This is a genomic window from Mesorhizobium sp. WSM4842, assembly GCF_055901575.1.
This window is the reverse complement of the sequence record NZ_CM148372.1, coordinates 6,487,414-6,512,261: the sequence shown is the minus strand read 5'-3', so window position 1 is coordinate 6,512,261 and position 24,848 is coordinate 6,487,414. Positions and strand designations below refer to the sequence as shown.

Genomic DNA, 24,848 nt, shown 5'->3' with positions numbered 1-24,848 from the left:
CGATGCTCGTTCCCGCCCGCGCAACAGCGCTGGGACAGTTGGAACGAGTCACATGAGCCCTCAGCGCATTCGTCATCAGTTTCTGCTCGAACCCGACCTGAGCAAGAAACTGGACGACCTCAACCGCGATCCATCGACGACCAAATCAGCGATCGTGGCGAAGGCAGTCGAGGCCTTTATCGAGCGGCGTGGCGAGAACGAGCTCGACCGGCGCTACGGCGTAAGGCTCGACCGTCTTTCTCGTGACCTCGGTCATCTCAGACGCGACGTCGAGATGATCCTAGAGAGCCTGGCGCTCTTCATTCGCTTTTCCATCACGCTTCATGCTCACACGCCAGTCCCGGACAGGGCGACGCAGGCGATTGCCCAGGAGCGCTTCGACAAATTCGTCGAGCAAGTGGGCCGCCAGATCGCCTCCGGCAAACGGTCGCTTGGGACGGATAATGGCGGGGGAGGGGAAGGATGAGTTCTCATCCGGAGGTCGACCATCGCCATCGTGCCATGTTGCGCACCGCCATGGGCCCGGCAATCGCTGAGGCCCTTGCCGATTCGTCTGTTGTCGAGGTGATGGTCAATCCCGACGGTGCGCTGCGGCTCGACCGGCTAGGAGAAGGTCGGGTCGGTACCGGCGTGCATATGCACCCATCCGAGGCGGAACGCATCGTTCGCCTGGTCGCTTCCCATGTGCGTACCGAGGCGCATGCGGGTAGTCCGATCGTCAGCGCCGAACTGCCCTCGGGCGAGCGCTTCGAGGGGCTGTTGCCGCCAGTCGTTCTGGCGCCATGCTTCGCCATCCGTAAACCGGCCGCAAAACTCTACACGTTGGCCAACTATGTCGCCGACCAAATCATGCTGCCGCTGCAGGCCGATGCGCTGAGGAAGGCCGTGCGCGAGCGGCGCAACATATTGGTCGCAGGCGGCACGTCGTCGGGTAAAACCACGCTCGCCAATGCACTGCTGGTCGAAGTCGCGGAATGCGACGAGCGGGTGATCTTGATCGAAGACACACGCGAGCTGCAGTGCGCTGCCAAGGACTGCGTTGCACTCAGGACAAGACGGGGCTCGGTGACGCTTGCCGATCTCGTACGTTCGACGCTGCGGCTCAGGCCCGACCGCATCGTCGTCGGCGAAGTCCGGGGTGCGGAAGCCCTCGATATGCTGAAGGCATGGAACACTGGCCACCCCGGCGGCATCGCAACGGTTCACGCCAATTCGGCGCGCTCCGCCCTCTACCGGATCGAGCAACTCGCGCAGGAAGCCGTCGTCACTGTACCACGCCGTCTGATCGCCGATGCCATCGATCTGATTGTCTTCATCGCCGGGCGCGGATCCTCGCGCCGCATTGACGCCATCGCCGAGGTCACCGGTCTCGACGGCAGCAGCGATTACGCCGTCACCCAACTGACGCTCCCGCAACTTCAGCAGTTTTGAAAGGCCAATTCATGTGCAAGAAGCTTCGCTTTCTTTCGTCCACCGCGCTCGTGCTTGTTCTCACGGTCTCAGCCCGCGCAGCAGGCTCCGGCATGCCTTGGGAACAGCCGCTGCAGCAGATCCTGGAGTCTGTACAGGGACCGGTCGCCAAGATTATCGCCGTGATCATCATCATCACCACGGGCTTAACCCTTGCCTTCGGCGACACCGCAGGCGGTTTCCGCCGGCTGATCCAGATCGTCTTCGGGCTGTCGATCGCCTTCGCGGCATCGAGCTTCTTTCTCTCCTTTTTCTCCTTTGGCGGCGGAGCACTCGTCTGATGGTCGCTGGAGAGCAGCATATTGAGGGCTTCGCGGTTCCCGTTCACCGGGCATTGACCGAAGCCATCCTGCTGGGCGGTGCACCGCGAGCGGTGGCGATCCTCAACGGCACGGTGGCCGCAGCTATCGGCCTCGGTTTGCAGCAGTGGATCGCTGGGCTGGTGCTGTGGATTGCCGGCCACACGCTGGCGGTCTTTGCCACAAGACGCGATCCAGACTTCGCCAGCGTGCTCGTTCGTCACCTTCGTCTGAAGGGATGGTTGGCATGCTGAACCTGTCAGAATACCGCAGCAAAGCCGACAAACTTGCGGACCATCTGCCCTGGGCAGCGCTCGTCGCGCCCAGCATCGTGCTCAATAAGGACGGCAGCTTTCAGCGGACCTTACGGTTCCGCGGGCCCGATCTCGAAAGCGCGACGGAAGCAGAACTTGTCGGCATCTGCGCCCGGGCAAACAATGCGTTGAGAAGGCTCGTGTCCGGCTGGGCATTGTTCTTCGAAGCCGAGCGCATAGAGGCGCTCGGCTATCCTAACTCAACCTTTCCCGACGCCGCGTCTTGGCTGGTCGATGAAGAACGACGCGCGGCCTTCGAGGGCAAGGTCGCGCATTACGAGAGCCGCTATCACCTGACTTTGCTGTTCATGCCGCCCCCGGACGCACGGGCGAGGGCTGAAAGCGCGCTCGTTGACGCACACCAATCTGGCGGCGGGAGAGACTGGCCCCAGGAGCTGGCGCGGTTTCGCGACGAGACCGACCGGGTCCTCGATCTTTTGTCCGGTTTCATGCCCGAGGTGCGCGTGCTCGACGATGCCGAGACCCTGACTTACCTGCACGGCACAATCTCGACCCGCCGCCATCCACTCGCTGTCCCGGAAACGCCGATGTATCTCGACGGCATCCTGGTCGACGCGCCGCTTACCGGCGGCTTGGAGCCGATGCTCGGCGAACACCATCTTCGCACCCTTACCGTCCTCGGATTCCCGAATCTCACCCGGCCCGGAATTCTCGACGCCTTGAATCATCAGGATTTCGCCTATCGCTGGGTGACGCGCTTCATCCCGCTCGACAAGACGGAAGCCACGAAGACGCTGACACGGTTGCGCCGCCAGTGGTTTGCCAAGCGCAAATCGATCGCGGCCATCCTGCGCGAGGTCGTGACCAACGAACCTGTCCCGCTGGTCGACAGCGATGCCGACAACAAGGCGCTCGATGCCGACGCAGCCCTTCAGGCGTTGGGCGGCGACCATGTCGGCTTCGGTTATCTCACCACAACGGTGACAGTGTGGGATGAGGACCATCAAGCCGCCGCGGAGAAACTTCGCGCGGTCGAGCGCATCATCAATGGGCTCGGCTTCACCACCATCCGCGAAAGCGTCAATGCGGTCGAGGCGTGGCTCGGCTCGCTGCCTGGTCATATCTATGCCAATGTTCGCCAGCCGCTCGTTCACACATTGAACCTTGCGCATCTCATGCCGTTGTCGTCGGTCTGGGCAGGTCCTGCGGCGAACGAGCATCTCGACAAGGTCACCCAGCGAGAGGCCTCGCCACTTCTGTTCGCAGAGACCAACGGGTCGACACCATTCCGGCTATCCACCCATGTCGACGATGTCGGCCACATGCTGATCGTTGGCCCGACCGGCGCCGGCAAATCGGTGCTGCTTGCCCTGATTGCGCTGCAGTTCCGTCGCTATGCCGGCGCGCAGGTCTATGTCTTCGACAAAGGCAATTCGGCGCGCGCGGCAGTCCTTGCCACGGGTGGAGAACACCACGCGCTGGGTGCTGACGGTGCGCTCGCCTTCCAGCCCCTGCGCAATATCGGCGACCAGGCTGCCCGCAGTTGGGCAGCCGAGTGGATTGCCGGCCTCATTGCCCATGAGAATGTCACCGTCACGCCGGAGGTGAAGGAGGCAATCTGGTCGGCACTCACCAGCCTTGCCACCGCGCCGGCGCAGGAACGCACGCTGACCGGCCTTTCGGTCCTGCTTCAGTCCAACGGGCTGAAGTCTGCGTTGATGCCCTACACGCTCGACGGTCCTTTCGGCCGCCTGCTCGACGCCGATGATGATCGGCTGGCCTTATCGAATGTGCAGTGTTTCGAGACGGAAGAGCTGATGCAGAGCCAAGGCGCTGTGCTGCCTGTGCTCACTTACGTGTTCCATCGTCTTGAAGAGCGGTTCGATGGACGGCCGACGCTGCTGATGCTCGACGAGGCTTGGGTCTATCTCGACAATCCGCTCTTTGCCGCCCGTATCCGCGAATGGCTGAAGGTGCTCCGAAAGCGGAATGTCTCGGTGATCTTCGCTACGCAATCGCTGGCTGATATCGCGGGCTCTTCAATCGCGCCGGCGATCATCGAGAGCTGCCCCCAGCGCATTTTCCTTCCCAATGATCGTGCTGTGGAACCGCAAGCGCGGGCAGCCTACGAGCGCTTCGGCTTGAACGAGCGGCAGATCGAATTGATCGCCCGCGCCACGCCGAAGCGCCACTACTATCTTCAGTCACGTAGCGGAAACCGTCTCTTCGAGCTCGGGCTTGGCCCCATCACTCTTGCGCTTTGCGGCGCTTCCGATCCGGCGACTCAGACCCTGATCGACAAAATCCTGTCCGAAGACGGGCAAGACAGCTTTGCCTCCCGCTTTCTGAGCGCGCGCGGCCTCGATTGGGCTGCCGAGCTTCTCCAGCAATTCCCTCAACCAGACATGGAGCAATCCTCATGATTGGACGCCGTCTTTTCACCAGCCTGATCACCGTTTCCCTGATCGCCAAGCCAATGGCCAACTATGTGCAGCCGGCCTACGCCCTTATCGTGTTCGATCCATCCAATTATGCGCAGAACGTGCTGACGGCGGCGCGCGCGCTGGAGCAGATCAACAACCAGATCCAGTCGCTGCAGAACCAGGCAACCATGCTGCAGAACATGGCGCGCAATCTTCAGCGTCTGGACTTCTCTTCCGTGGGCCAACTCTCCGGTTCGCTCCATCGCATTGACGGTTTGATGGACCAGGCGAGTGGCCTCAGCTTTGATCTGGGCAAGCTTCAAGACCAGTGGCGCAGCCAATATCCGGAAAGCTACGAGGCCACGATCAAGGTCAGCGATGTGGCAACCGCAGCGCGCGAGCGCTGGCAGACCGCCATGCAGGCGTTCCGCCAGACCATGCGGGTCCAGTCGCAGATCGTCGAGAACGTCCGCGCCGACGGCGACCTGCTTGCCGATCTCGTCAACCGCAGCCAAGGGGCAGCCGGTGCGCTTCAGGCAAGCCAGGCCACCAACCAGCTGATCGCGCTTTCGACCAAGCAGCAGATGCAGATCCAAACACTGCTCGCAACTCAGTTTCGAGCTGAGGCCGAGGATGCCGCGCGCAAGGCGCAGTCCGAGGAAGCCGCCCGCGAGACGACCAAGCGCTTCCTGGGTACCGGCTCGGCCTATCCCGGCAATTGATCACCAACTCTGACGAGGAAGGCGGCGGCATGAACGACCTTGGCGTCATCGATCGCTTCATGGAGACCTTCATCCGCTACATTGACAGCGGGTTCGGTCTGCTTTCGGGCGACGTCGCCTTCCTCACCACCATCCTGATCGGTATCGACATCACGCTGGCCGGGCTGGCCTGGGCGCTCGGCAACGAGCCCAACATTCTCGGCCGGCTTACCCGCAAGGTGCTCTATGTCGGCGTCTTCGCCTTCATCTTGAATAATTTTAAGAACCTCGCCGACATCATCTATCGCTCCTTTGCCGGGCTCGGCATCAACGCGTCCTCCGGCAATCTCTCCCCAGACAATCTCCTGCGCCCGGGCCGCATCGCCGCGACCGGTTTCGAAGGCGCTTGGCCGCTGCTTGATCAGGCAAGTCAGCTGCTCGGCTTTCCAGAAATCTTCGGCAACGCGCTCACCATCTTCGTGCTGCTCATGGCCTGGTTCCTGGTCATCATCGCCTTCTTCATCCTTTCCATTCAGCTGTTCATCACAATCCTTGAATTCAAGCTCACCACGCTTGCCGGCTTTGTTCTGGTTCCCTTCGCACTCTGGAATCGATCGGCGTTTCTGGCGGAGCGCGTGCTCGGCAATGTCATCTCTTCAGGCATCAAGGTGATGGTACTTGCCGTCATCGTCGGCATCGGCTCCACACTCTTCGGCGAGTTTGCTTCCGCGCTGCAAGGCAAGGAGCCGGACCTGGCCGCGGCCATGTCACAGGTGCTGGGCGCGCTGGCGCTGCTTGGGCTCGGCATCTTTGGGCCCGGCATCGCGTCGGGTCTTGTCTCCGGCGCGCCGCAGCTTGGCGCGGGCGCCGCCCTTGGCACGACTGCGGCGGCAGCTGGTGCATCGCTCGTTGCCGGAGGCACGGCATTTACTGGCGCGCGCATGGCAACCGGCGGCAGTCTCGCCGCAATTCGGGCCGGCACAACGATGGGATCGGCTGCTTTAACGGCCTGGCAGATCGGGCGAGCAACCTCGCCCCACACCGGCCTGTCCGGTGTGGCTGCTGGATTGCGGGGCGTGACCAGTGCCGCCGGCGGCGCCGCGATGCGAGCCGCAAAAGCTGCCGCGGGAACGTTCGGGCGCAGCGCCGATGCCGGCCGGGAAGCCGCATGGACCGCGACCGGTGGTGCGCCCACCGCGTCCATGACTCGAAACCCAACCGCTGCAGACCATAATACCGCTCCGACGTGGGCAAGGCGCTTGCGTTCCGAACAGACCGCCCGTGCCCACCGCCACGCCGCCATGCAGGCTGTCCGTGAAGGCGACAGCCCGGGAGGCAGCGCCAATCCCTCTCTCAACGACAAGGACGACTAGATGCTGTTCAAGCGACCCGTTCAACGTTACGGCAAGACACCCGAACCGGTCACGCCGTATCAAAAGGCCGCCCAGCTATGGGACGAGCGCATCGGCTCATCTCGAGTACAGGCTAGGAACTGGCGGCTCATGGCCCTCGGCTGTCTGGCCTTGGCGACCGGGCTCTCTGGCGGACTCGTATGGCAGTCGATGCAGAGCCGTGTTGTGCCTTACGTCGTCGAGGTCGACCGCTTCGGCGAGGCACGCGCCGTCGCGCCGGCGATCCAAGACTACGAGCCCTCCGACGCCGAGATAGCCTGGCACCTCGGCCGCTTCATCCAGAATGTCCGTTCCGTCTCCACTGATCCGGTGCTGGTGCGGCAGAACTGGCTGGCGGCTTACGACTTTGCCACCGACCGTGCGGCACTCTTCCTCAATGAGTACGCCAAGGCGAACGATCCCTTCGGCCAGATCGGAACGCGCAGCGTGTCCGTCCAGGTGACCAGTGTGGTCAGGGCATCCGACAGCTCGTTCCAGGTCAAATGGACTGAGCAGGTCTTTGAGCGCGGCAGCCTTGCCAGCACCACGCGCTGGACCGCGATCCTCACCATCGTGATCCGCCCGCCAAGCAATACGGATCAGCTGCGCAACAATCCGCTCGGTGTCTTCATCAACGCCATCGACTGGTCGCGCGAGCTCGACAGTGCCGCACCGACATCCGTTTCCCCGAAGGAGCCCGCCGATGACAAATAGAGCCCAATCGTTCCGTGCCGCGCTGATCCTATCCGCATCGGCAGCAGTTCTCTCGGCCTGCGCATCGAAGCCGGTGCCGCCTGAGATTTCGTATGATGCTGCCGACTTCAAAGCAGCGGCAATCGAGAAGGCGCCAGAGACACCGGTCAAGATAGTCGAGGTGCCAAAGCCGTTGCCGCTCCCCGGCCAGTTGCAGCCAGAACCGGGCAAAATCGCCGACGACAAGCGCTCTCCTGAAGAACGCGTCGCCGACGCCAACAAGGCGGCGACGCAGCAACCCACCCGGTACGGCTACGTCAATGCGGTGCAGGTCTATCCCTTCACCGATGGCGCGCTTTATCAGCTCTATGCCGCGCCGGAGCGCGTCACCGATATCGCCCTACAGCCGGGCGAGAAACTGACAGCCGTGTCGGCCGGCGACACGGTGCGCTGGGTCATCGGCGATACCGTCAGCGGCACCGGTGACGACCAGCGCACCCATGTGCTGGTAAAACCCTTCGCGCCGGGGCTTAGCACCAATCTGGTGATCACCACGGAACGACGCACCTACCACTTGCAGCTTCAAAGCACCGATAAGACCGCTATGGCGGCGATCTCCTGGACGTACAGCGAGGACCAGATCGTCGCGCTCCGCCAGCGCAACGCTCAGGCCGAGGCTACCATGCCGGTGGCGTCGAACGTGGCGCTCGAAAACATTCGCTTTCGCTACTCGATTAGGGGCGACACACCGCCCTGGAGACCGACGCGAGCCTTCGATGATGGCAGCAAGGTCTATATCGAGTTCCCGCGCCGCATAGACCAGGGAGAGGCCCCGCCACTCTTCATCGTCGGCTCTGACGGGGACAACCAGCTCGTCAACTACCGCATGCGCGGCAACTACTACATTGTCGATCGACTCTTCGCCGCGGCCGAACTACGCCTCGGCACCAAGCAGCAGCAAGTGGTGCGCATCACAAGGACGGACGGCCGGCAACCGCCGCGTCGCGTATCTCTCTTTGCGCGCTCCAGCAGGTGAGGAGAGGGGCCTTATGACCGACATTTCCCCATCCAATGCTCCGCCAAAACTCGATCCCGAGCAGCTGCAGTTACGGGCCTCGCCCCGCCGCGCCGTGCGGTTCAGGCGCGGCGTGATCATCGCCATCGCTGCCGTCGGGTCCGGTGCCATCCTGGGCGTCACGATGATGGCGCTGCAGGGACCGGCGCTTCGCTTCAAAGAACAGGCGGAAGATCTCTACAACACTGACCGCAAGCCAACCCCTGAAGGACTTGAAACACTTCCCAAGGACTATTCCGGAGTGAAGCCGAACCCTCCTGTGCTTGGACCACCACTGCCGGGCGACCTCGGTCGCCCCATCCTTGAGCGGCGGCGCCAGCTCGGCATCGCGCCAGGGCAGGACAACTCCGCCGAGGAGCAGCGCGTTGCCCAGCAGGCGATTGAGGCGCGCGAATCACAAGTCTTCTTCCGCATTGAAAATCGACCCAAGGAGGCGGGCATCGGCGGTAATGCGAAAAGTGCCCAGCAGCCGTTCGGGGCGCCTCCGCAATCTGATGCCGCTCGGCCATCAGATTCCGTTGCCCCGGCTGAGGGCGATCAGAACAATCAACAACGCAAGCTCGATTTTGTCAGCCAGCGCAACACCAGCGGGATCTACAACCCGCATGCATTGCAGACGCCAGCTTCGCCAAATCAGCTCATGGCCGGCAGCGTGATCGCCGCAAGTCTCATCACCGGCATAAATTCCGACTTGCCCGGGTTTGTCGTCGCGCAGGTCACCGAGAACGTGCACGACACGCTCACCGGCAGGATCCTGCTTATCCCGCAAGGCTCGCGGCTGATCGGGACCTATGACAGCGTCGTCGCTTTTGGGCAAAAACGGGCGCTTCTGGTTTGGCAGCGAATAATACTGCCAGACGGTTCTTCGATCGAAATCGACAATCTGCCGGCGACAGACACTGCCGGCTATGCCGGGCTCGAGGACAAGATCGATTTCCACACCTGGCAGCTGATCAAGGGAGTCGCGCTGGCCACATTGCTGGGCGTCGGCACCGAGTTAAGTTTTGGAGAAAACGAAAGCGATCTGGTCAAAGCGATCCGGGAATCCACTCAGCAGAACGTCAGTCAAGCCGGCCAGCGCATCACCGAGAAGAACCTCAATGTTCAGCCCACCATCACCATCCGCCCAGGTTGGCCACTGCGCGTCATCGTGCACAAGGATCTGGTGCTACGGCCATACGCGAGTTGAGCGGGAGTGAATATGGCCAACTTGAAACTTGGAAAGCTTCCAGACCGAACACCTTCGAAGATTACCATCACCGTCAGCTCGGAGTTGGGCCAAGCACTCAAGGAGTATGCTGCCCTTTATCGTCAGACCTATGGCGAGTCTGAAACGGTGGCGGAACTCATCCCTTTCATGCTGGCGGGGTTTCTGGAAGGCGACCGAGCGTTTGCCAAGGCCAGAAAGGAAGGTTTGCCGACGTCCAGCATGCCGGAGAAGTCGCGGCGTCTGGCAGGCTCAGATTCCGAGTAACCGAGGCAATGAGTGAACCGCCCGCACACGAGCCTCGATGGGCTAACTCCGCTTGAATATGTAACCCGATCCGTCAAGGATCACACGTGAACAGGCTCACTCACAAATGGAGGCAAACAGGGGAGCACGTCACCGCGACCGCACTCTTTGGCTCAAACTGCAACCGAGTGCCTGGCCCATCCGCTTTGGAAATATTTGTCGAACCTGGCCGCGATGCTTCGGACGAATGGGCGACTTTCAGCCGGCACGACGAAACGGTCGCCATCCAGTTCAAGCAATCGAACGGGATCGTGGAAGGCCATGGTACTCGACTCAAGAAGGAGCTTCTGGCCGGCTTTGCCGAAGCGTTCCACCAGATCGACTGCCGAGAAGGCGAAATCACACATTAGCCTCTCGATGATCCAGCCGCGAACGCGGTCGTCGTCGGAAAGCGCGATACCGCGGACAACCGCCAGCCCGCCATGCGCGACCATACTTCCGTACTCGGCGGTTGAAATATTGTTCTGCACGTAGCCCTGGCGAAAACGGCCGATGGACGAAGGGCCAAGCCCGATCAGTGTCTCGAAGCGATCCTCCGTGTAGCCCTGAAAATTGCGATGCAAAGCCCCTGCGCGGGCCGCTATCGCCAAGGCATCGCCTGGCTTGGCGAAATGATCGAGCCCTATTGCTTCATACCCCTTGTCCACAATCGCTCGCGCAGCGAGTTGCGATTGCGCCAACCGCTCCGTGGGGCCAGGCAGCCACGCCTCTTTGATTATCGTCTGGTGCTTCTTGAACCAGGGCACATGCGCGTAGCCGAACAGCGCCATCCTGTCCGGTTCCAGGGTCAGCGCCTGCGCTACGGTGGAACAGACGCTCTCCCTGCTCTGGTGCGGCAATCCGTAGAGCAGGTCCAGATTGACGGAACCGACGCCGCGGGAGCGAACTCCGTCCACGACAGCCTTCGTTTGCAAAAAGCTTTGCTCGCGGTTGATTGCCTTTTGCACTTTTGGCTCGAAATCCTGGACGCCGAGACTCGCCCTGGTCATGCCGATTTCGGCCAGCGCATCAAGGCGCGCCTCATCCATGTCGTTTGGATCGATCTCGACGCTGATTTTTGTGTCCGGGACAAAATCGAAGCTGTCCCGCAAAAACGCGCCAAGCGCCACCATGTCCTCGGGCTTCAGCATGGTGGGCGAACCGCCGCCGAAGTGGACTGCGCGGACATGGCCCTTGCCGCTGACGAGACCCGCAACCGTCGCGATCTCCGCGTGTAGCGAGCGCAGATAGGCCGTCACCGGCTCATAGTGGCGCGTCTGCTTGGTATGACACGCACAGAACCAGCAGAGTCTGTCGCAATAGGGGATGTGCAGATAGAGCGAGATCTCGCCGCCACTTTTGAGCGCCTCCAGCCAGCCACGATAAACCGCAGGATTGACGCCCGCGTGGAAATGCGGTGCAGTCGGATAACTGGTATAACGCGGGACGTTCTCGCCAACCCGGGCAGCTAATTCGGACTGCATGTCGTGGTCCACCATGTTTGCATCGCTGGAACTCTGGGCTTATTGGCAAGCCAAAGCCCTGATTTCGGTCAGCAACTCGGACAAACTGCCGCAAGGATTTTTCTACCTTAGATTGCTACCCTGTCGGCGCTTGGGAGAGGGGTAGAGCGACGGCATGACATTACGGCAAGACATTCACAGTTCCGGCGTTCCCGTTCTTTGCCTCTCTTGCGAGGCAAGGCGTCGTGGTGTGTGCGGTGCGCTCGATCCAGACCGTTTGGTTGGGCTCGCCAAGACTTCGTCGCGGCACAAGATCGAGGCGGGAGTCGAACTGATCGGCGATGCCGAGGCCGTCGACAGCTATTCGAATGTGCTTTCAGGCGTTGTGAAGCTAACAAAGAGCCTTTCGGACGGGCGCCAGCAGATCGTAGCTCTCCGGTTTGCGCCGGATTTTCTGGGACGACCCTTCAAGGTGGAAAGCGAGATCAATGCGGAAGCGGCAACAGCTGTCACGCTGTGCTCGTTTCCGAAGGCAGCCGTGGAACGGATGATGAAGGAATCACCGGAACTCGAGCATCGCCTGCTCAGGCAGACGCTGGACGAACTCGACGCAGCACGCGAATGGATGGTGACGCTGGGGCGCAAGACGGCATCGGAAAAGGTGGCGAGTTTTCTCGTCATGATCGCCCGGAATATCGATTCCAGTGTTGACCAGGCCGCCAGGTCAGCGTCGTTCGATCTGCCGCTGACTCGTGCCGACATCTCTGATTTCCTTGGACTTACGAACGAGACCGTGAGCCGCCAGCTGACGCGATTGCGAGCTGACGGCGTGATCCGGATCCAGAACAAACGCCACGTGATCGTGGACAGCATGAGCCGGCTGGAGCAGCGTTGCGGCAGCCGAATGGCGCGGCAGTTTGGATAGGCCCAAGCGGCGGGGTGTGCGTCGCCAACTCCGATTCGTGGCAGGGACACGCCCGTTCGAATGCAATGTGTCGCCATAACCCTTCGTGATGCCGCGGCAACATGAACCCGACAGCTTCCGCGCTCGCTATCGGATCACCTGACCAATCGCCAGGAGTGTTTCGGACAGCTCGCCGGCGAAGCATTGATCCCCGAGGTGGCCGACGCGCAATCGGCTGGTGGAGGCAAGATTGCCCCTCCTCGAACCTGTGAACGTCACGAAGCAACGCAACGATTGCGTTGGCCGTCCCGAGCCATTCGAAGCGAGCGACGTTTAGCAATGCACGAAAGTACTTTTCAGGGCGTCGCAGAGCCCCAGCTTTTTCCAATGGGCACGCCTCTTGTGTCGCCCATCGCCACGCGCTCCCTGCTCCGAGCCCACCCCACTTGTCCATGAGCGGGCAGGTCCGCCCTGCGTTCCCTCTTCATTCGCCACCATCTGATTGCGCCGAACTCGATGCTGCCGAAACAAAACGGGCGGCCTGACATGGATCAGGGCGACCGGGCGGCGGCTGCGCAATTGATGCACAGCGGATTTGGCGTCCGCCGGATTCGAGATCGGGATTTGCGATGAAATTCGGCACAGAGATCGTGCTTCTAAGCCTGTTTGCTTTTGCGGCCCTGGTGGCTGCCGGTTTCGGCGTAGATGAACCTTTCCGCCAGCATATGTGGGTGTTGTTCTTCGCCGTAGCTGGTTTCACCGCGATCCTGTTGCGCAATACGGAGTTCAAGCCTGCAGTTCCGATAGACCCCGCCGCTTTTATGGACGGTCCAATCCGTTACGGGGCCGTCGCGACGGTGTTTTGGGGCGTCGTAGGCATGCTGGTTGGTGTGGTCATCGCGCTGCAGCTTGCCTATCCCGATCTCAGCGTCGAGCCCTGGTTCAACTTTGGCCGCTTGCGGCCGTTGCATACATCCGGCGTGGTTTTTGCCTTCGGCGGCAATGCGCTGCTTTGCACGTCCCTTTATGTCGTACAGCGCACCTGCCGCGCCCGGCTGTTCGGCGGCAATCTCGCCTGGTTCGTGTTCTGGGGCTATCAGCTGTTCATCGTCATGGCTGCGACGGGCTACCTGCTCGGCATCACCGAAAGCCGCGAATACGCCGAGCCCGAATGGTATGTGGATCTTTGGCTGACCATCGTCTGGGTCGCCTACCTCGTCCTGTTCCTCGGCACCATCCTGAAGCGCAGGGAACCGCACATCTACGTCGCCAACTGGTTCTACCTGTCCTTCATCGTGACCATCGCGATGCTGCATGTGATCAACAACCTGTCGATGCCAGTCTCGTTCGTGGGTTCAAAAAGCTATTCAGCCTTCTCCGGCGTCCAAGACGCCTTGACGCAGTGGTGGTACGGCCACAATGCCGTGGGCTTCTTTCTCACCGCCGGCTTCCTTGGCATGATGTACTATTTCGTGCCGAAGCAGGCGAACCGGCCAGTCTATTCCTACCGGCTGTCGATCATCCACTTCTGGGCGCTGATCTTTCTCTACATCTGGGCCGGCCCGCACCACCTCCACTATACCGCCTTGCCCGATTGGGCGCAGACGCTCGGCATGGCGTTCTCGATCATGCTTTGGATGCCCTCCTGGGGCGGCATGATCAACGGCCTGATGACGCTGTCCGGCGCCTGGGACAAGCTGCGGACGGACCCGATCATCCGCATGATGGTCATGGCCATAGCCTTCTATGGCATGTCCACTTTCGAAGGCCCGATGATGTCGATCAAGACGGTCAATTCGCTCTCGCACTACACCGACTGGACCATCGGGCACGTGCATTCCGGCGCACTCGGTTGGGTCGGCATGATCTCGTTCGGCGCGGTCTATTTCATGGTGCCGAAGTTGTGGAACCGCGAGCGGCTCTATTCGCTGCGACTAGTGAACTGGCACTTCTGGTTGGCAACGCTGGGGATCGTCGTCTACGCCGCGGTGATGTGGGTCTCCGGCGTCATGCAGGGCCTGATGTGGCGCGAATACGACGACCAGGGCTTTCTGGTCTTCTCCTTCGCCGAAACTGTCGCCGCCATGCATCCGTACTACATCATGCGTGCCATCGGCGGCGCGATGTACCTGTCCGGCGCCCTGATCATGGCATGGAATGTCGCCATGACAATCCTCGGCTACCAACGCGATGAGGATCCGATGCCGCGTCCGATCGCCGCTGTCCGACCTGCGCGATCTGGAGCCTGAAAAATGGGCTTGATGAACAAACACGCCGTGATCGAGAAGAACGCCACGCTGCTTCTCGTCGGCTCCCTTCTGGTGGTGACGATCGGCGGCATCGTCGAGATCGCGCCGCTCTTCTATCTCGACAATACGATCGAGAAGGTCGAAGGCATGCGGCCCTATTCGCCGCTCGAACTCGCCGGCCGCAACATCTATGTGCGCGAGGGCTGCTACCTCTGCCATAGCCAGATGATCAGGCCGTTCCGCGATGAGGTCGAGCGCTATGGGCACTACAGCCTGGCGGCCGAGTCGATGTACGACCACCCGTTCCAGTGGGGATCGAAACGCACAGGACCGGATCTCGCGCGAGTGGGCGACCGTTATTCGAATGGATGGCACGTTCAGCACCTTGTGGATCCGCGCTCCGTGGTGCCGGAATCGATAATGCCGAGCTACGCGTTCCTGAAAGAAATGCCGATTGAGGTGAAGTACTTCTCGACGCACCTGATCGCGAACAGCCGTGTGGGCGTGCCCTACTCCGACGACATGATCGCGAGCGCGAATGCCGATCTGATGGCGCAGGCAGATCCCAACGTCGACACATCCGGTCTTGAAGCGCGGTATCCAAAGGCCAAGCTCGGTGACTTCGATGGCAATCCGCAACAGGTCAGCGAGATGGACGCGCTGGTCGCTTACCTCCAGATGCTTGGCACTCTGGTCGATTTCAAAAACTACGACGAAGCCGCCGGTTACCGCTGAGGAGAATGGTGATGACCTACAACTTCATGCGGGCGTTTGCCGACACTTGGGGCCTGCTCGCTATGGCGCTGTTCTTCGTAGGATGCATCACCTTTGCGCTCCGTCCCGGCAGCAGGACGCGAGCCGACGAAGCTGCTCAAATCCCTCTCAAGGACGACTGATCATGAGCGGTGAGCACATTGACGAAGTCTCCGACGTCTCGACCACCGGCCATGAATGGGACGGGATCAAGGAGCTCAACAATCCGCTTCCGCGCTGGTGGGTGAGCACCTTCTACGTCACCATTGTCTGGGCGATCGGCTACACCATCGCTTATCCCGCATGGCCTATGCTAAGCTCCGCCACCCGAGGCGTGCTCGTCTATTCCAGCCGCAACGATGTCAAGAATGAGCTGGCAGCGGCCGAGGTCGCCAAGGGCAAGTATGTTGCCGCCCTTCAGGCGAAGACTGTCGCCGAGATTGCCGCCGACGATGTTTTGCGCGGATTTGCTATCGCGGCCGGTGGCGCCGCCTTCAAGGTCAATTGCGTTCAGTGCCATGGCTCCGGCGCCCAGGGTTCGAAGGGCTTTCCCAACCTGAATGATGACGATTGGCTGTGGGGCGGCAAGGTCGAGCAGATCCAGCAGACAATCGCGCACGGCATCCGCGTTGCCTCCGACCCCGACACGCGCCTGTCGGAAATGCCGGCGTTTGGTGACATCATTGCGCCCGAGCAGATTACACAGGTCAGCGCTTATGTCTCGAGTCTCTCCGGCGCTGTTGGCGATCAAGCAATGGTCATACCCGGCGCCAATGTTTTCGCCGAAAATTGTGCCGCCTGTCATGGTGATAATGCAAAGGGAAACACGGAGCTTGGCGCACCCGACCTGACCGACGCGATCTGGCTCTACGGGGCGGGCGAGACGGCTATCGCCGCGCAGGTTCGCGCGCCAAAGCAAGGCGTCATGCCGGCCTGGGGTGGGCGTCTCGGCGAGGTCAAGGTCAAGGAACTTGCGGTCTATGTCCATTCGCTTGGCGGCGGAGAATAGGAACGGAAGCCTATTCTCGGCCCTCCCCCTGCCAAGCGACGAGGCCCGGCGCGAGCCGGGCCTCGACACCATTCCGGCTGTGACCTGCATCAACACGGGCGGACCGCCCACGGCGAGGCTGTTCGATGGGCGGCCCTGACATCGGCAGCGGGACTGGAGATGCCACGTGCGTGATAAAACGCAGACAGAACCGCCCGAAGCAGAAGCGATCGACTCCCCCAACACCCGTGAGCCGCTTTATGCCCCACGCAAGAAGGTTTTCCCGAAGCGAATCTCGGGTAATTTCCGTCGCTTCAAATGGCTGGTGATGGCGATCACGCTGGCGATCTACTATCTGACGCCCTGGCTGCGCTGGGACCGAGGTCCGTTTGCACCGGACCAGGCCGTGCTGATCGATCTTGCCAACCGCCGCTTCTATTTCTTCTTCATCGAGATTTGGCCGCAGGAATTCTACTATGTGGCCGGCCTTCTCGTTATGGCCGGCATCGGCCTTTTTGTGGTCACTTCCACGGTGGGCCGAGCGTGGTGTGGCTATGCGTGCCCGCAAACTGTATGGGTCGATCTGTTTCTAGTTGTAGAGCGTGCGATCGAGGGAGATCGCAATGCTCGCATAAAGCTCGACGCGGGATCCTGGACTGCGCGCAAGCTTGTGCTGCGTGTCTCGAAACACGCCATCTGGCTGGCCATAGCGGCAGCGACCGGCGGCGCCTGGATCTTCTATTTCGCCGATGCGCCATCGCTGATTGGCGAGCTCTTCGCTGGCACCGCTGCGCCCGTCGCCTACATCACCATCGCCGTGCTGACGGCAACCACCTACACATTCGGCGGGCTGATGCGCGAGCAGGTCTGCACCTACATGTGCCCGTGGCCGCGCATCCAGGCGGCCACGCTCGACGAGAATTCGCTCACTGTGACCTACAATGACTGGCGCGGCGAACCCCGTTCGCGGCATGCCAAGAAGGTCCAGGCCGCGGGGCAGCCAGTCGGCGACTGCGTCGATTGCAATGCCTGTGTCGCGGTCTGCCCGATGGGGATCGACATCCGCGACGGCCAGCAGCTCGAATGCATCACCTGCGCGCTCTGCATCGACGCCTGTGACGGCGTAATGAACAAACTCGGCAAGGACCGCGGGCTGATCTCCTATGCGACGCTGTCCGATTACAACGCCAACATGGCGGCGGCGACCGCAGGCGGCGCTTGCTCGGTGAATCCGTCGCTGGTGCGGACAGACGGCAGCGCTTTCTCCGACAGGTTAGCCCATTTCCATGTCCGCAAGATCTTTCGACCGCGCACCTTCGTCTACATGAGTGCGTGGTCGGCGGTCGGTCTCGCCTTACTCTACTCGCTGCTGACGCGCGATCGGCTCGAGGTCAACGTTCTGCACGACCGCAATCCGCAGTTCGTCACGCTGTCCGATGGTTCGATCCGCAATGGTTACACCGTCAAGCTGCTCAACATGATCCCAGAGCCAAGAACGATTGTCGTCACCATGCAGGGCCTGGCGGATGCCGAGATGAGCGTCGTCGGGATCGACATGCCTGCGGATCGCTCCCTCTCCGTTCCTGTCGAACCGGACCGGCTGAAAATGCTGAAGGTTTTCGTCCGCCAGCCGGCGGAACAGATCAATGCCCAAGCGCAGACGTTCAAGTTCCGGGTCGAGGACAAGGCGAGCTTCGAGTCGGACGAATACACGGCCACGTTCAACGCACCGGAGATCGTTAGATGAGCGTCAATGCACGAAGGCCCCCCGAATTCACCGGCAGGCATATGTTGCGTATCATCCTTAGCTTTTTCGGCGTGATCGTTGGTGTGAACCTGACCATGGCAACACTCGCCAGCACAAGCTGGACCGGTCTTGTCGTCGAAAATACTTACGTCGCGAGCCAGCAGTTCAACCGGATGGCCGAGGAAGGGCGCGCGCAGGCCGCACTCGGCTGGACCGGCAAACTGACCATCGCACGGGGCGAGGTCCGCTACGGCCTCAGCGATGCCGCCGGCAAAGCGGTCCAGTTGCACGGCGTCAGGCTCCTGTTCCGTCATCCCGTCTACGAGGCCGAGGACAAAGCCGTCATGCTTGCGCTCGCCGCGAGCCAGGAATTTGCCGCCCAGCATACGCCAAGGGACGGCGTCTGGATCGTCCAAGTCGACGCCGATGCTGGTCTCGCAGAACCCTATCGCGACGTCCGTCGAATTATAATTTCCCATGGAGCGTTAAAATGAGCTGTTGTGCACCGGGCGCCGAAACGGCGCTGGATCTGGAAAGCAGCATATCCGTCCTGCCATCAAGCCAGGAGGTCAGGCTGGCGAGCCGCTCGCTTGGCGGCGATCTGCACCAAACCGATGTCTCGGTTCCGACGGTGCATTGCGCAGCCTGCATCCAGACCATCGAGAGGGCGCTTGGAAAACTCGATCGCGTCGAGGGTGTACGTGTCAACCTGTCCACGAAACGGGTTGCGATCCGGTGGCGGGGAAATGAGGTTCCACCGTTTGTCGCCGCGCTTGGACGGCTGGGATACGAAGCGCATTTGTTCGAACCCGAGACAGGGGAGAAGGACAAGACGCTATCGGAGCTGATCCGGGCCGTCGGGGTTGCCGGCTTTGCAGCGGGCAACATCATGCTGCTTTCGATGTCGGTCTGGTCCGGCGCTCAAGGTGCGACCCGCGACCTGTTCCATTGGGTCTCGGCACTGATTGCCATCCCCGCGCTCGCCTTCGCTGGTGGCATCTACTTCCGCTCGGCATGGAACGCATTGCGTCACGGCCGCATGAACATGGATGTGCCGATTGCGGTTGGGGTCTCGCTCGCCTACGTGATGAGCCTTTACGAAACCATCAACCATGGCGACCACGCCTATTTCGATGCATCGGTATCGCTACTGTTCTTCCTGCTGATCGGCCGCACGCTTGATCACGTGATGCGCGAGCGTGCCCGGACCGCGGTGAACGGCCTGTCACGGCTGGCGGCGCGCGGCGCCATGGTATTGCGCGACGATGGCACGTGCGATTACCGACCGGTTGGCGAGATCGAACCAGGCATGCAGTTGCTGATCGCGGCCGGCGAAAGAGTCCCGGTCGACGGCAAGATCATTCGAGGCTCTTCGGATCTCGACTGTTCGCTGGTATCCGGTGAGAGCAGTCCCAGAACGGTGGCGCCAGGAGAAGCCGTCCAGGCCGGCATTCTCAATCTCACCGGCCCACTGACGGTCGAGGCGACAGCCGCCGCAAAAGACTCCTTCCTGGCCGAGATGGTCCGGCTGATGGAAGCCGCAGAGGGCGGTCGCGCGCATTATCGCAGGATCGCCGACCGCGTTTCAGCGCTCTATGCTCCAGTGGTCCATCTGACAGCCTTAGTGACGTTCCTTGGCTGGATGGCGGCGACCGGCGATTGGCATCAGGCAGTAACGATCGCCATCGCCGTTCTCATCATCACCTGCCCGTGTGCGCTCGGTCTCGCCGTGCCGATCGTGCAGGTGGTCGCCGCGCGGCGTCTGTTCGAAAGCGGCGTCATGGTCAAGGATGGCTCGGCCATGGAGCGTCTGGCGGCGATCGACACGGCGGTGTTCGACAAGACAGGAACGCTTACGCTCGGACAGCCCCGGCTCGTCAATGCGTCGTCCATCGATCCGGCCATGCTGGCCATCGCAGGCGACATGGCCGTGCATTCCCGCCATCCGTTCTCAAGGGCCATAGCCGGCTCTGCGGGCTTTGCCGGTCAGCCGAAGCTCGAGTCCGTCAGCGAGCACCCTGGTTTCGGGATCGAAGCCACCGCCGCTGGCAGCACCTGGCGACTTGGCCGGCGCGGCTGGGCCGGGTGGAAGGCCCGAACCGCCGGCGAACGCGGATACGGCGGAACGGTTCTGACCAAAGATGGGATCATTGTCGCGTCCTTTGTCTTCGAGGACGCGCTGCGTGCAGACGCCAGAGAGGCCATCGAGCAATTGAACAACGCCCGAGTTTCCGTGGAAATGCTGTCTGGCGATACCGCAGCTGCCTGCGGCGAGGTCGCGGCGATGTTGGGCATCCATCACTTTGTTCCGGCGCTGCTTCCTTCGGGCAAGGTCGAGCATATCGAAACGCTGTCGAAGGACGGCCACAAGGTGCTGATGGTTGGCGACGGCCTCAACGACACCCCTGCGCTGGGCGCGGCACATGTCTCGATCGCTCCAGCCACGGCGGCCGATGTCGGCCGCAAAGCTGCGGATTTCGTTTTCCTGCACGAAAGCCTGTCGGCCGTCTCCCTTGCCCTCGACGTTTCGCGAAAGGCCGGACAACTGATCCGGCAAAACATCGCCATCGCGATTGTCTACAACGCCATTGCCGTCCCGATCGCCATTTTGGGGCAGGTAACACCATTGATTGCGGCAATCGCGATGTCGGCCTCATCACTGCTTGTCATTGGCAATGCGTCGAGGCTGCAAGGTTTTGTGCCAGACGTGCCAAGGAGAACTGCTCCGCCTGATAGCCGCTCCCACACCGGCACATTGACGCAACCCTCATGACAATCCTGGTCTATCTCATACCGGTGGCTCTGTTGTTGGGCGGGCTTGGACTGTCTGGCTTCCTGTGGGCCTTGAGGAGTGGTCAATACGAGGATCTCGACGGAGCCGCCGAGCGTATCCTCATTGACCGGGACGAGAGGCCGGAACGCTGATTCCGTCACTCGAGGGCCTGCGTCGCCCATTCCGCCATGCAAGCGGCTGATGCCACGAAGTACCTCCCACGGCCGGACGAGCGCTGGCGATCCAACGGAGCGGATAGACCGGCGGCGCGGGTTTGTCGTGTCTGGCTGACCCAGATCAGTGCAGTCTCCTCATCGCCCTGATTTCAATGGACTAGTCTTTTCAAGGGGAGAACGCATGTCTGGCCGGACGGAAGCTGAGCGGCATCAGGTGCTGGCCGTGTTCGCCGGGGGCGCCGGCATTGTCGAAGCCGTGAGCAGGCCGGCGCACGTCATTGCAGGAGCCGATGCGTTCGAATGAGCGAGTTCAAGCCAGTTCGGTTCGTTGATGTCGCGCTGGAGGGGCAATTCTGGCGCGAGCGGCTGGAGACGGTGCTGACACGGACCATCCCCAGCCAGCACGTCCAGCTTGGCAAGCAAGGTGTATTGCTGTCCCTCACACTGCCGAACCAGTCGCTGCCACTGAGCGTCCCAGGCAACGAGCACGATTCCGGGCAGGTGTTCTGGGATTCCGACGCCGGCAAGTGGATAGAAGCAGCATCCTACGCGCTGTCACACAGGCGTGATCCCGACATCGAGGCATGGATCGAAAACATTGTCGATGATCTCGAAAAGGCGCAGGCTCCCGACGGTTATCTGAACTGCTGGTACCTGCAGCGCGAGCCCGACAAGCGCTGGACCAACCTGCGCGACAATCACGAACTCTACAATCTTGGACATCTGCTCGAGGGCGGTATCGCGTACTTCCTCGCGACGGGCCGGCGCCGGCTCCTGGACATCCTTGAGCGGTATGTTGACCATGTGCGCAACACATTCGGCCCGAACCCCGGCCAAAAGCGCGGCTATTGCGGCCATCAGGAAATCGAGCTGGCCCTCGTTAAGCTCTATCGCTTGACTGGAGACAGAATGCATCTCGACCTCGCGGCCTATTTCATGAATGAGCGCGGGCGTCAGCCGCACTACTTCGATCAGGAAGCGGTCGCGCGCGGGGAGAACCCCAGGGCTTTCAGGGCGGAAAGATATGAGTACAACCAGTCGCACAGGCCGGTGCGCGAGCAAACTAAGGTGGTCGGACATGCGGTCCGAGCGATGTACATGCTTTCTGCCATGGCCGACCTCGCGGCGGAACTGAATGACGACAGCCTCAAGAAAGCATGCGAGGTGCTCTGGGCCGACGTCATCTCCTCGAAAATCTACATCACGTCCGGCTTGGGTCCGGCTGCCGCGAATGAAGGCTTTACTGAGGATCACGACCTGCCGAACGACACGGCGTATGCGGAGACCTGCGCCTCGGTAGGCCTGATCTTCTGGGCACATCGGATGCTGCATCTCGAACTCGACGGCCGATACGCCGACGTTCTGGAACAGGCGTTGTTCAACGGCGCGCTGACCGGCCTTTCGCGCGATGGCGAGCTCTATTTCTACTCCAATCCGCTCGAGAGCGATGGGCGACGCAGCAGATGGGCCTGGCACTCATGCCCATGCTGCACGATGAATTCGTCTCGTTTGATTGCTTCGATCGGAGGCTATTTCGTCTCGGCCAGTGAAAACGCAATCGCCTTCCATCTCTACGGCGGCGTTTCGACGAACATCCAACTCGCTACGGGCAATGTGTTCCTGCGGGAAACCAGCGCCTATCCATTTTTCGGCTCGATCAGGATCGAGGTCAGCCCTGACGCGCCAGCCGAGTTCACTATCAACCTCCGCATTCCCGGTTGGGCTCATGAAGCCGAAGCTTCGGTCGGGGGATGTGCAGTCGATGTGACGGCATGCACCAGAAATGGCTATCTTGCGATCTCGCGGCTATGGAGTGCCGGAGACACCATCGCCCTCGAGCTACCGATTTCTCCCGAGCGCATCTATGCTCATCCCTCGGTCAAGCAGGATATCGGCCGGGTGGCGCTTAAGCGCGGACCATTGGTTTATTGCGTTGAAGAGGTCGATAATCCCGGGGCGCCCGTGCAGCAGCTCACACTGCCGCGAGAGTCCGAGATCGAAACGATGGAACGGGGCGATCTTTTCGATGGCGTGGTCACGCTGACTGCCTCCGCGCAGCGCGTCGAAGACCAAGGCTGGGGAGACAGCCTATACAGAAATACACCCCCCATCGCTTCGGACTGCCGGCTAACCGCCCTGCCATACTATCTCTGGAACAATCGGGCAAAAGGCTCGATGCAGGTGTGGCTGCTGGAAAGCTGAATGGCCGAGGTGAGAAACCCGTTGGTTGGCTGGCTGTCTGCCCAGGTGAGCGGAGTATGCCAAAGTTTTGTTTGCAGGAGTGAACGGATGTCGCGATTTCGCCTATTGACGATCTTCATGTCGGGAATGCTGGGAACGGCGACGTTGCCGGATCCAGTCGCCTCGGCACCAGTCCTCAACCCCGCCAATCGCAATGGGCTGGTCGAGCAGAACGAATTACTGATGCTGGAGAACAGGCTGCGGCGGCAGCAATATCAGCAGCAGCAGCAGCAGTTCCGTTCCCAGGATCGCGAGATCGCGCCGCAGCAACGGCCCGATCGACCGCTTACTTGCCAGCTACAGCCGTCAAGCAACGGCTTTGTGAGCATCTGCCGCTGATGAGGCGGCTTGCCACTTATTTAGGCGGCCATAGCTTGTGCGCGTCGTGCTTAACTAGCATCAGAGGCGTTTTTTGATTTCGCAGCTCGTGCTTGGGCACTGGAGAGCCTACGCGATGGCGCCACGCTGATGGCCGACTCCGATGACAGCTTCGACATCATTGTCGTTGGAGCGGGGCCGGTCGGACTTTGCTTCGCCGCATCACTCGCTCAAAGCCAACTCAAGGTCGCAGTTGTCGAACAGAACTCAATTGATACTCTCGCCAATCCGCCTTTTGACGGCCGGGAAATCGCGCTGACCCACGCCTCGATCAGAATCCTTCGCGAGATCGGCGCTTGGGATGCCATCCCTGCTTCGGACAAATCACAGCTTCACGGCGCGCGCGTGCTCAACGGTTCGAGCCCTTTCGCTCTGCGTTTCGATCCTCCCAGCGGGTCTGGAGAACCCCTCGGAGTTTTGGTCCCAAATTGCCGGATCCGCGACGCGCTGTTCAAGACCATCCACGTGCAGAATCACGCGCGGCTGCTGTGCGGCCACTCGGTCGTAGATGCAACAACCAGCCACACAGGAGCACTCGTAACGCTGTCTAATGGCGTGCAGTTGAACGCTAGCCTTGTGGTTGCCGCCGATTCACGTCTGTCGGCCACTCGTGATCTGCTCGGCATAGGCGCCGATATCAATCGGCTTGGCTACTCGATGCTAATATGCCGGGTGCGGCATGAGCGCCCCCACCACCAGGTGGCAATCGAATGGTTCGATCACCATCAGACGATAGCGATGTTGCCCCTGGCGGAGGGAGTGTCGTCGCTGCTGCTCACCCTGCGCTCAAACGAGGCCGATAGACTGCTTGCCTTCAGCGACCATTTGTTTCTGAGGGAATTGACGAACCGGTGTCGAGGGCGCCTTGGAAAAATGACCTTGGCAAGCAAGCGCCACACCTATCCGCTGGTCACGACTTGGGCGCACAAATTCCGAGCTCCCAGCGCCGCACTCATCGGCGACGCTGCCATCGGCATGCACCCGGTGACTGCGCATGGTTTCAACATCGGTATCAGCGGCCAGAAGCAACTCGCCTATGGAATCCTAACAGCATGTCGCGACGGTCGCGAGATTGCCGATCCCGACATGCTGCACGGATACGAAAGGTGGCTGCGCCTGTCAGCGGCGCCGCTCTTCCACGGCACGAACATTCTCGTCGGACTCTACTCAAGCGAGCACCCGGCGGCACGGCTTGCACGACATGTGGGGCTTCGGTTCGCCCAACATGCCCCCTTTATGCGGCATGGCATTTCGGCCATGCTTAGGCGATGAAACCGTACCAGCAGCTTTGGACCTTGCGCGATGAAAGAGGGCCTCATTCGCCGGAGTAATCGCTGCCCCTGCACGCAGAGGCGGC

Annotated in this window: 25 protein-coding genes; 24 read left to right on the top strand and 1 reads right to left on the bottom strand. The window is 61.2% G+C overall.

Translation table 11 applies throughout. The features are described from left to right. Positions 1–52: 52 nt before the first annotated feature. The 11 genes from AC0NIE_RS31565 to AC0NIE_RS31515 are packed head-to-tail and all read left to right on the top strand — an operon-like array spanning position 53 to position 9,801. Entirely contained in the window at positions 53–466 is a 414-nt protein-coding gene (locus AC0NIE_RS31565) for a CopG family transcriptional regulator (protein ID WP_065010491.1), read from the top strand. Beyond that, entirely contained in the window at positions 463–1,431 is a 969-nt protein-coding gene (gene trbB / locus AC0NIE_RS31560; protein ID WP_473489338.1) for a P-type conjugative transfer ATPase TrbB, read from the top strand. Before AC0NIE_RS31565 ends, trbB begins: the two co-directional genes overlap by 4 nt. A gap of 11 nt (positions 1,432–1,442) precedes the next feature. Beyond that, on the top strand, positions 1,443–1,751 hold the full coding sequence (locus tag AC0NIE_RS31555) for a TrbC/VirB2 family type IV secretion system protein (RefSeq protein WP_008871922.1): 309 nt from the start codon (positions 1,443–1,445) through the stop codon (positions 1,749–1,751). Next, positions 1,751–2,023 (top strand): VirB3 family type IV secretion system protein, encoded by a 273-nt coding sequence (locus AC0NIE_RS31550; protein WP_008871923.1) that lies wholly within the window; start codon positions 1,751–1,753, stop codon positions 2,021–2,023. Before AC0NIE_RS31555 ends, AC0NIE_RS31550 begins: the two co-directional genes overlap by 1 nt. Next, complete coding sequence (gene trbE / locus AC0NIE_RS31545; protein ID WP_473489339.1) at positions 2,017–4,467, top strand: conjugal transfer protein TrbE; 2,451 nt, start codon at positions 2,017–2,019, stop codon at positions 4,465–4,467. The genes AC0NIE_RS31550 and trbE overlap by 7 nt, the downstream gene beginning before the upstream one ends. Further along, positions 4,464–5,189, top strand: coding sequence for a P-type conjugative transfer protein TrbJ (gene trbJ / locus AC0NIE_RS31540; RefSeq protein ID WP_473489340.1), 726 nt, complete (start codon positions 4,464–4,466; stop codon positions 5,187–5,189). Before trbE ends, trbJ begins: the two co-directional genes overlap by 4 nt. Before the next feature lie 29 nt (positions 5,190–5,218). Further along, entirely contained in the window at positions 5,219–6,541 is a 1,323-nt protein-coding gene (gene trbL / locus AC0NIE_RS31535) for a P-type conjugative transfer protein TrbL (protein ID WP_473489341.1), read from the top strand. Beyond that, a complete protein-coding gene (gene trbF, locus AC0NIE_RS31530; RefSeq protein WP_473489342.1) occupies positions 6,542–7,273 on the top strand; it encodes a conjugal transfer protein TrbF in 732 nt (243 codons plus the stop codon). Then, positions 7,263–8,288 (top strand): P-type conjugative transfer protein TrbG, encoded by a 1,026-nt coding sequence (gene trbG, locus AC0NIE_RS31525; protein WP_473489343.1) that lies wholly within the window; start codon positions 7,263–7,265, stop codon positions 8,286–8,288. The genes trbF and trbG overlap by 11 nt, the downstream gene beginning before the upstream one ends. Before the next feature lie 13 nt (positions 8,289–8,301). After that, positions 8,302–9,516 (top strand): TraB/TrbI/VirB10 family type IV secretion system protein, encoded by a 1,215-nt coding sequence (locus AC0NIE_RS31520; RefSeq protein WP_473489344.1) that lies wholly within the window; start codon positions 8,302–8,304, stop codon positions 9,514–9,516. A gap of 12 nt (positions 9,517–9,528) precedes the next feature. Then, on the top strand, positions 9,529–9,801 hold the full coding sequence (locus tag AC0NIE_RS31515) for a DUF2274 domain-containing protein (protein ID WP_473489345.1): 273 nt from the start codon (positions 9,529–9,531) through the stop codon (positions 9,799–9,801). Between the two features lie 152 nt (positions 9,802–9,953). Here AC0NIE_RS31515 and hemN read toward each other — a convergent pair whose 3' ends face one another. After that, complete coding sequence (gene hemN / locus AC0NIE_RS31510) at positions 9,954–11,303, bottom strand: oxygen-independent coproporphyrinogen III oxidase (protein WP_473489346.1); 1,350 nt, start codon at positions 11,301–11,303, stop codon at positions 9,954–9,956. 154 nt (positions 11,304–11,457) lie between these two features. Between hemN and AC0NIE_RS31505 the strand changes: the two genes are divergently transcribed. The 13 genes from AC0NIE_RS31505 to ubiM all read left to right on the top strand — a co-directional run bounded on the left by AC0NIE_RS31505 (position 11,458) and on the right by ubiM (position 24,763). Continuing rightward, complete coding sequence (locus AC0NIE_RS31505) at positions 11,458–12,207, top strand: Crp/Fnr family transcriptional regulator (protein ID WP_473489347.1); 750 nt, start codon at positions 11,458–11,460, stop codon at positions 12,205–12,207. Positions 12,208–12,815: 608 nt separating this feature from the next. Beyond that, entirely contained in the window at positions 12,816–14,435 is a 1,620-nt protein-coding gene (gene ccoN / locus AC0NIE_RS31500; RefSeq protein WP_473489348.1) for a cytochrome-c oxidase, cbb3-type subunit I, read from the top strand. Between the two features lie 3 nt (positions 14,436–14,438). Continuing rightward, entirely contained in the window at positions 14,439–15,170 is a 732-nt protein-coding gene (gene ccoO / locus AC0NIE_RS31495) for a cytochrome-c oxidase, cbb3-type subunit II (RefSeq protein ID WP_473489349.1), read from the top strand. A gap of 11 nt (positions 15,171–15,181) precedes the next feature. Continuing rightward, complete coding sequence (locus AC0NIE_RS31490) at positions 15,182–15,331, top strand: CcoQ/FixQ family Cbb3-type cytochrome c oxidase assembly chaperone (protein ID WP_040591650.1); 150 nt, start codon at positions 15,182–15,184, stop codon at positions 15,329–15,331. A 2-nt stretch (positions 15,332–15,333) separates the two neighbouring features. After that, complete coding sequence (ccoP, locus tag AC0NIE_RS31485) at positions 15,334–16,197, top strand: cytochrome-c oxidase, cbb3-type subunit III (protein WP_473489350.1); 864 nt, start codon at positions 15,334–15,336, stop codon at positions 16,195–16,197. 166 nt (positions 16,198–16,363) lie between these two features. After that, positions 16,364–17,923: a cytochrome c oxidase accessory protein CcoG gene (gene ccoG, locus AC0NIE_RS31480; RefSeq protein ID WP_473489351.1), complete on the top strand. Its 1,560-nt coding sequence runs from the start codon at positions 16,364–16,366 to the stop codon at positions 17,921–17,923. Then, positions 17,920–18,417 (top strand): FixH family protein, encoded by a 498-nt coding sequence (locus AC0NIE_RS31475; protein WP_473489352.1) that lies wholly within the window; start codon positions 17,920–17,922, stop codon positions 18,415–18,417. Before ccoG ends, AC0NIE_RS31475 begins: the two co-directional genes overlap by 4 nt. Then, the gene (locus AC0NIE_RS31470; protein WP_473489353.1) at positions 18,414–20,696 is read left to right on the top strand and encodes a cation-translocating P-type ATPase; all 2,283 of its coding nucleotides are present in this window, start codon (positions 18,414–18,416) and stop codon (positions 20,694–20,696) included. Before AC0NIE_RS31475 ends, AC0NIE_RS31470 begins: the two co-directional genes overlap by 4 nt. Continuing rightward, positions 20,693–20,848 carry a cbb3-type cytochrome oxidase assembly protein CcoS gene (ccoS, locus tag AC0NIE_RS31465; protein ID WP_008871940.1) on the top strand — a complete coding sequence of 52 codons (156 nt, stop codon included), beginning with the start codon at positions 20,693–20,695 and terminating at the stop codon, positions 20,846–20,848. The genes AC0NIE_RS31470 and ccoS overlap by 4 nt, the downstream gene beginning before the upstream one ends. A 205-nt stretch (positions 20,849–21,053) precedes the next feature. Beyond that, entirely contained in the window at positions 21,054–21,176 is a 123-nt protein-coding gene (locus AC0NIE_RS31460) for a hypothetical protein (protein WP_473489354.1), read from the top strand. Continuing rightward, positions 21,173–23,074 carry a glycoside hydrolase family 127 protein gene (locus tag AC0NIE_RS31455; RefSeq protein ID WP_473489355.1) on the top strand — a complete coding sequence of 634 codons (1,902 nt, stop codon included), beginning with the start codon at positions 21,173–21,175 and terminating at the stop codon, positions 23,072–23,074. Before AC0NIE_RS31460 ends, AC0NIE_RS31455 begins: the two co-directional genes overlap by 4 nt. Then, positions 23,075–23,452: a hypothetical protein gene (locus tag AC0NIE_RS31450; RefSeq protein WP_473479540.1), complete on the top strand. Its 378-nt coding sequence runs from the start codon at positions 23,075–23,077 to the stop codon at positions 23,450–23,452. A gap of 129 nt (positions 23,453–23,581) precedes the next feature. Further along, complete coding sequence (gene ubiM / locus AC0NIE_RS31445) at positions 23,582–24,763, top strand: 5-demethoxyubiquinol-8 5-hydroxylase UbiM (RefSeq protein WP_473489356.1); 1,182 nt, start codon at positions 23,582–23,584, stop codon at positions 24,761–24,763. Positions 24,764–24,848 lie beyond the last annotated feature (85 nt).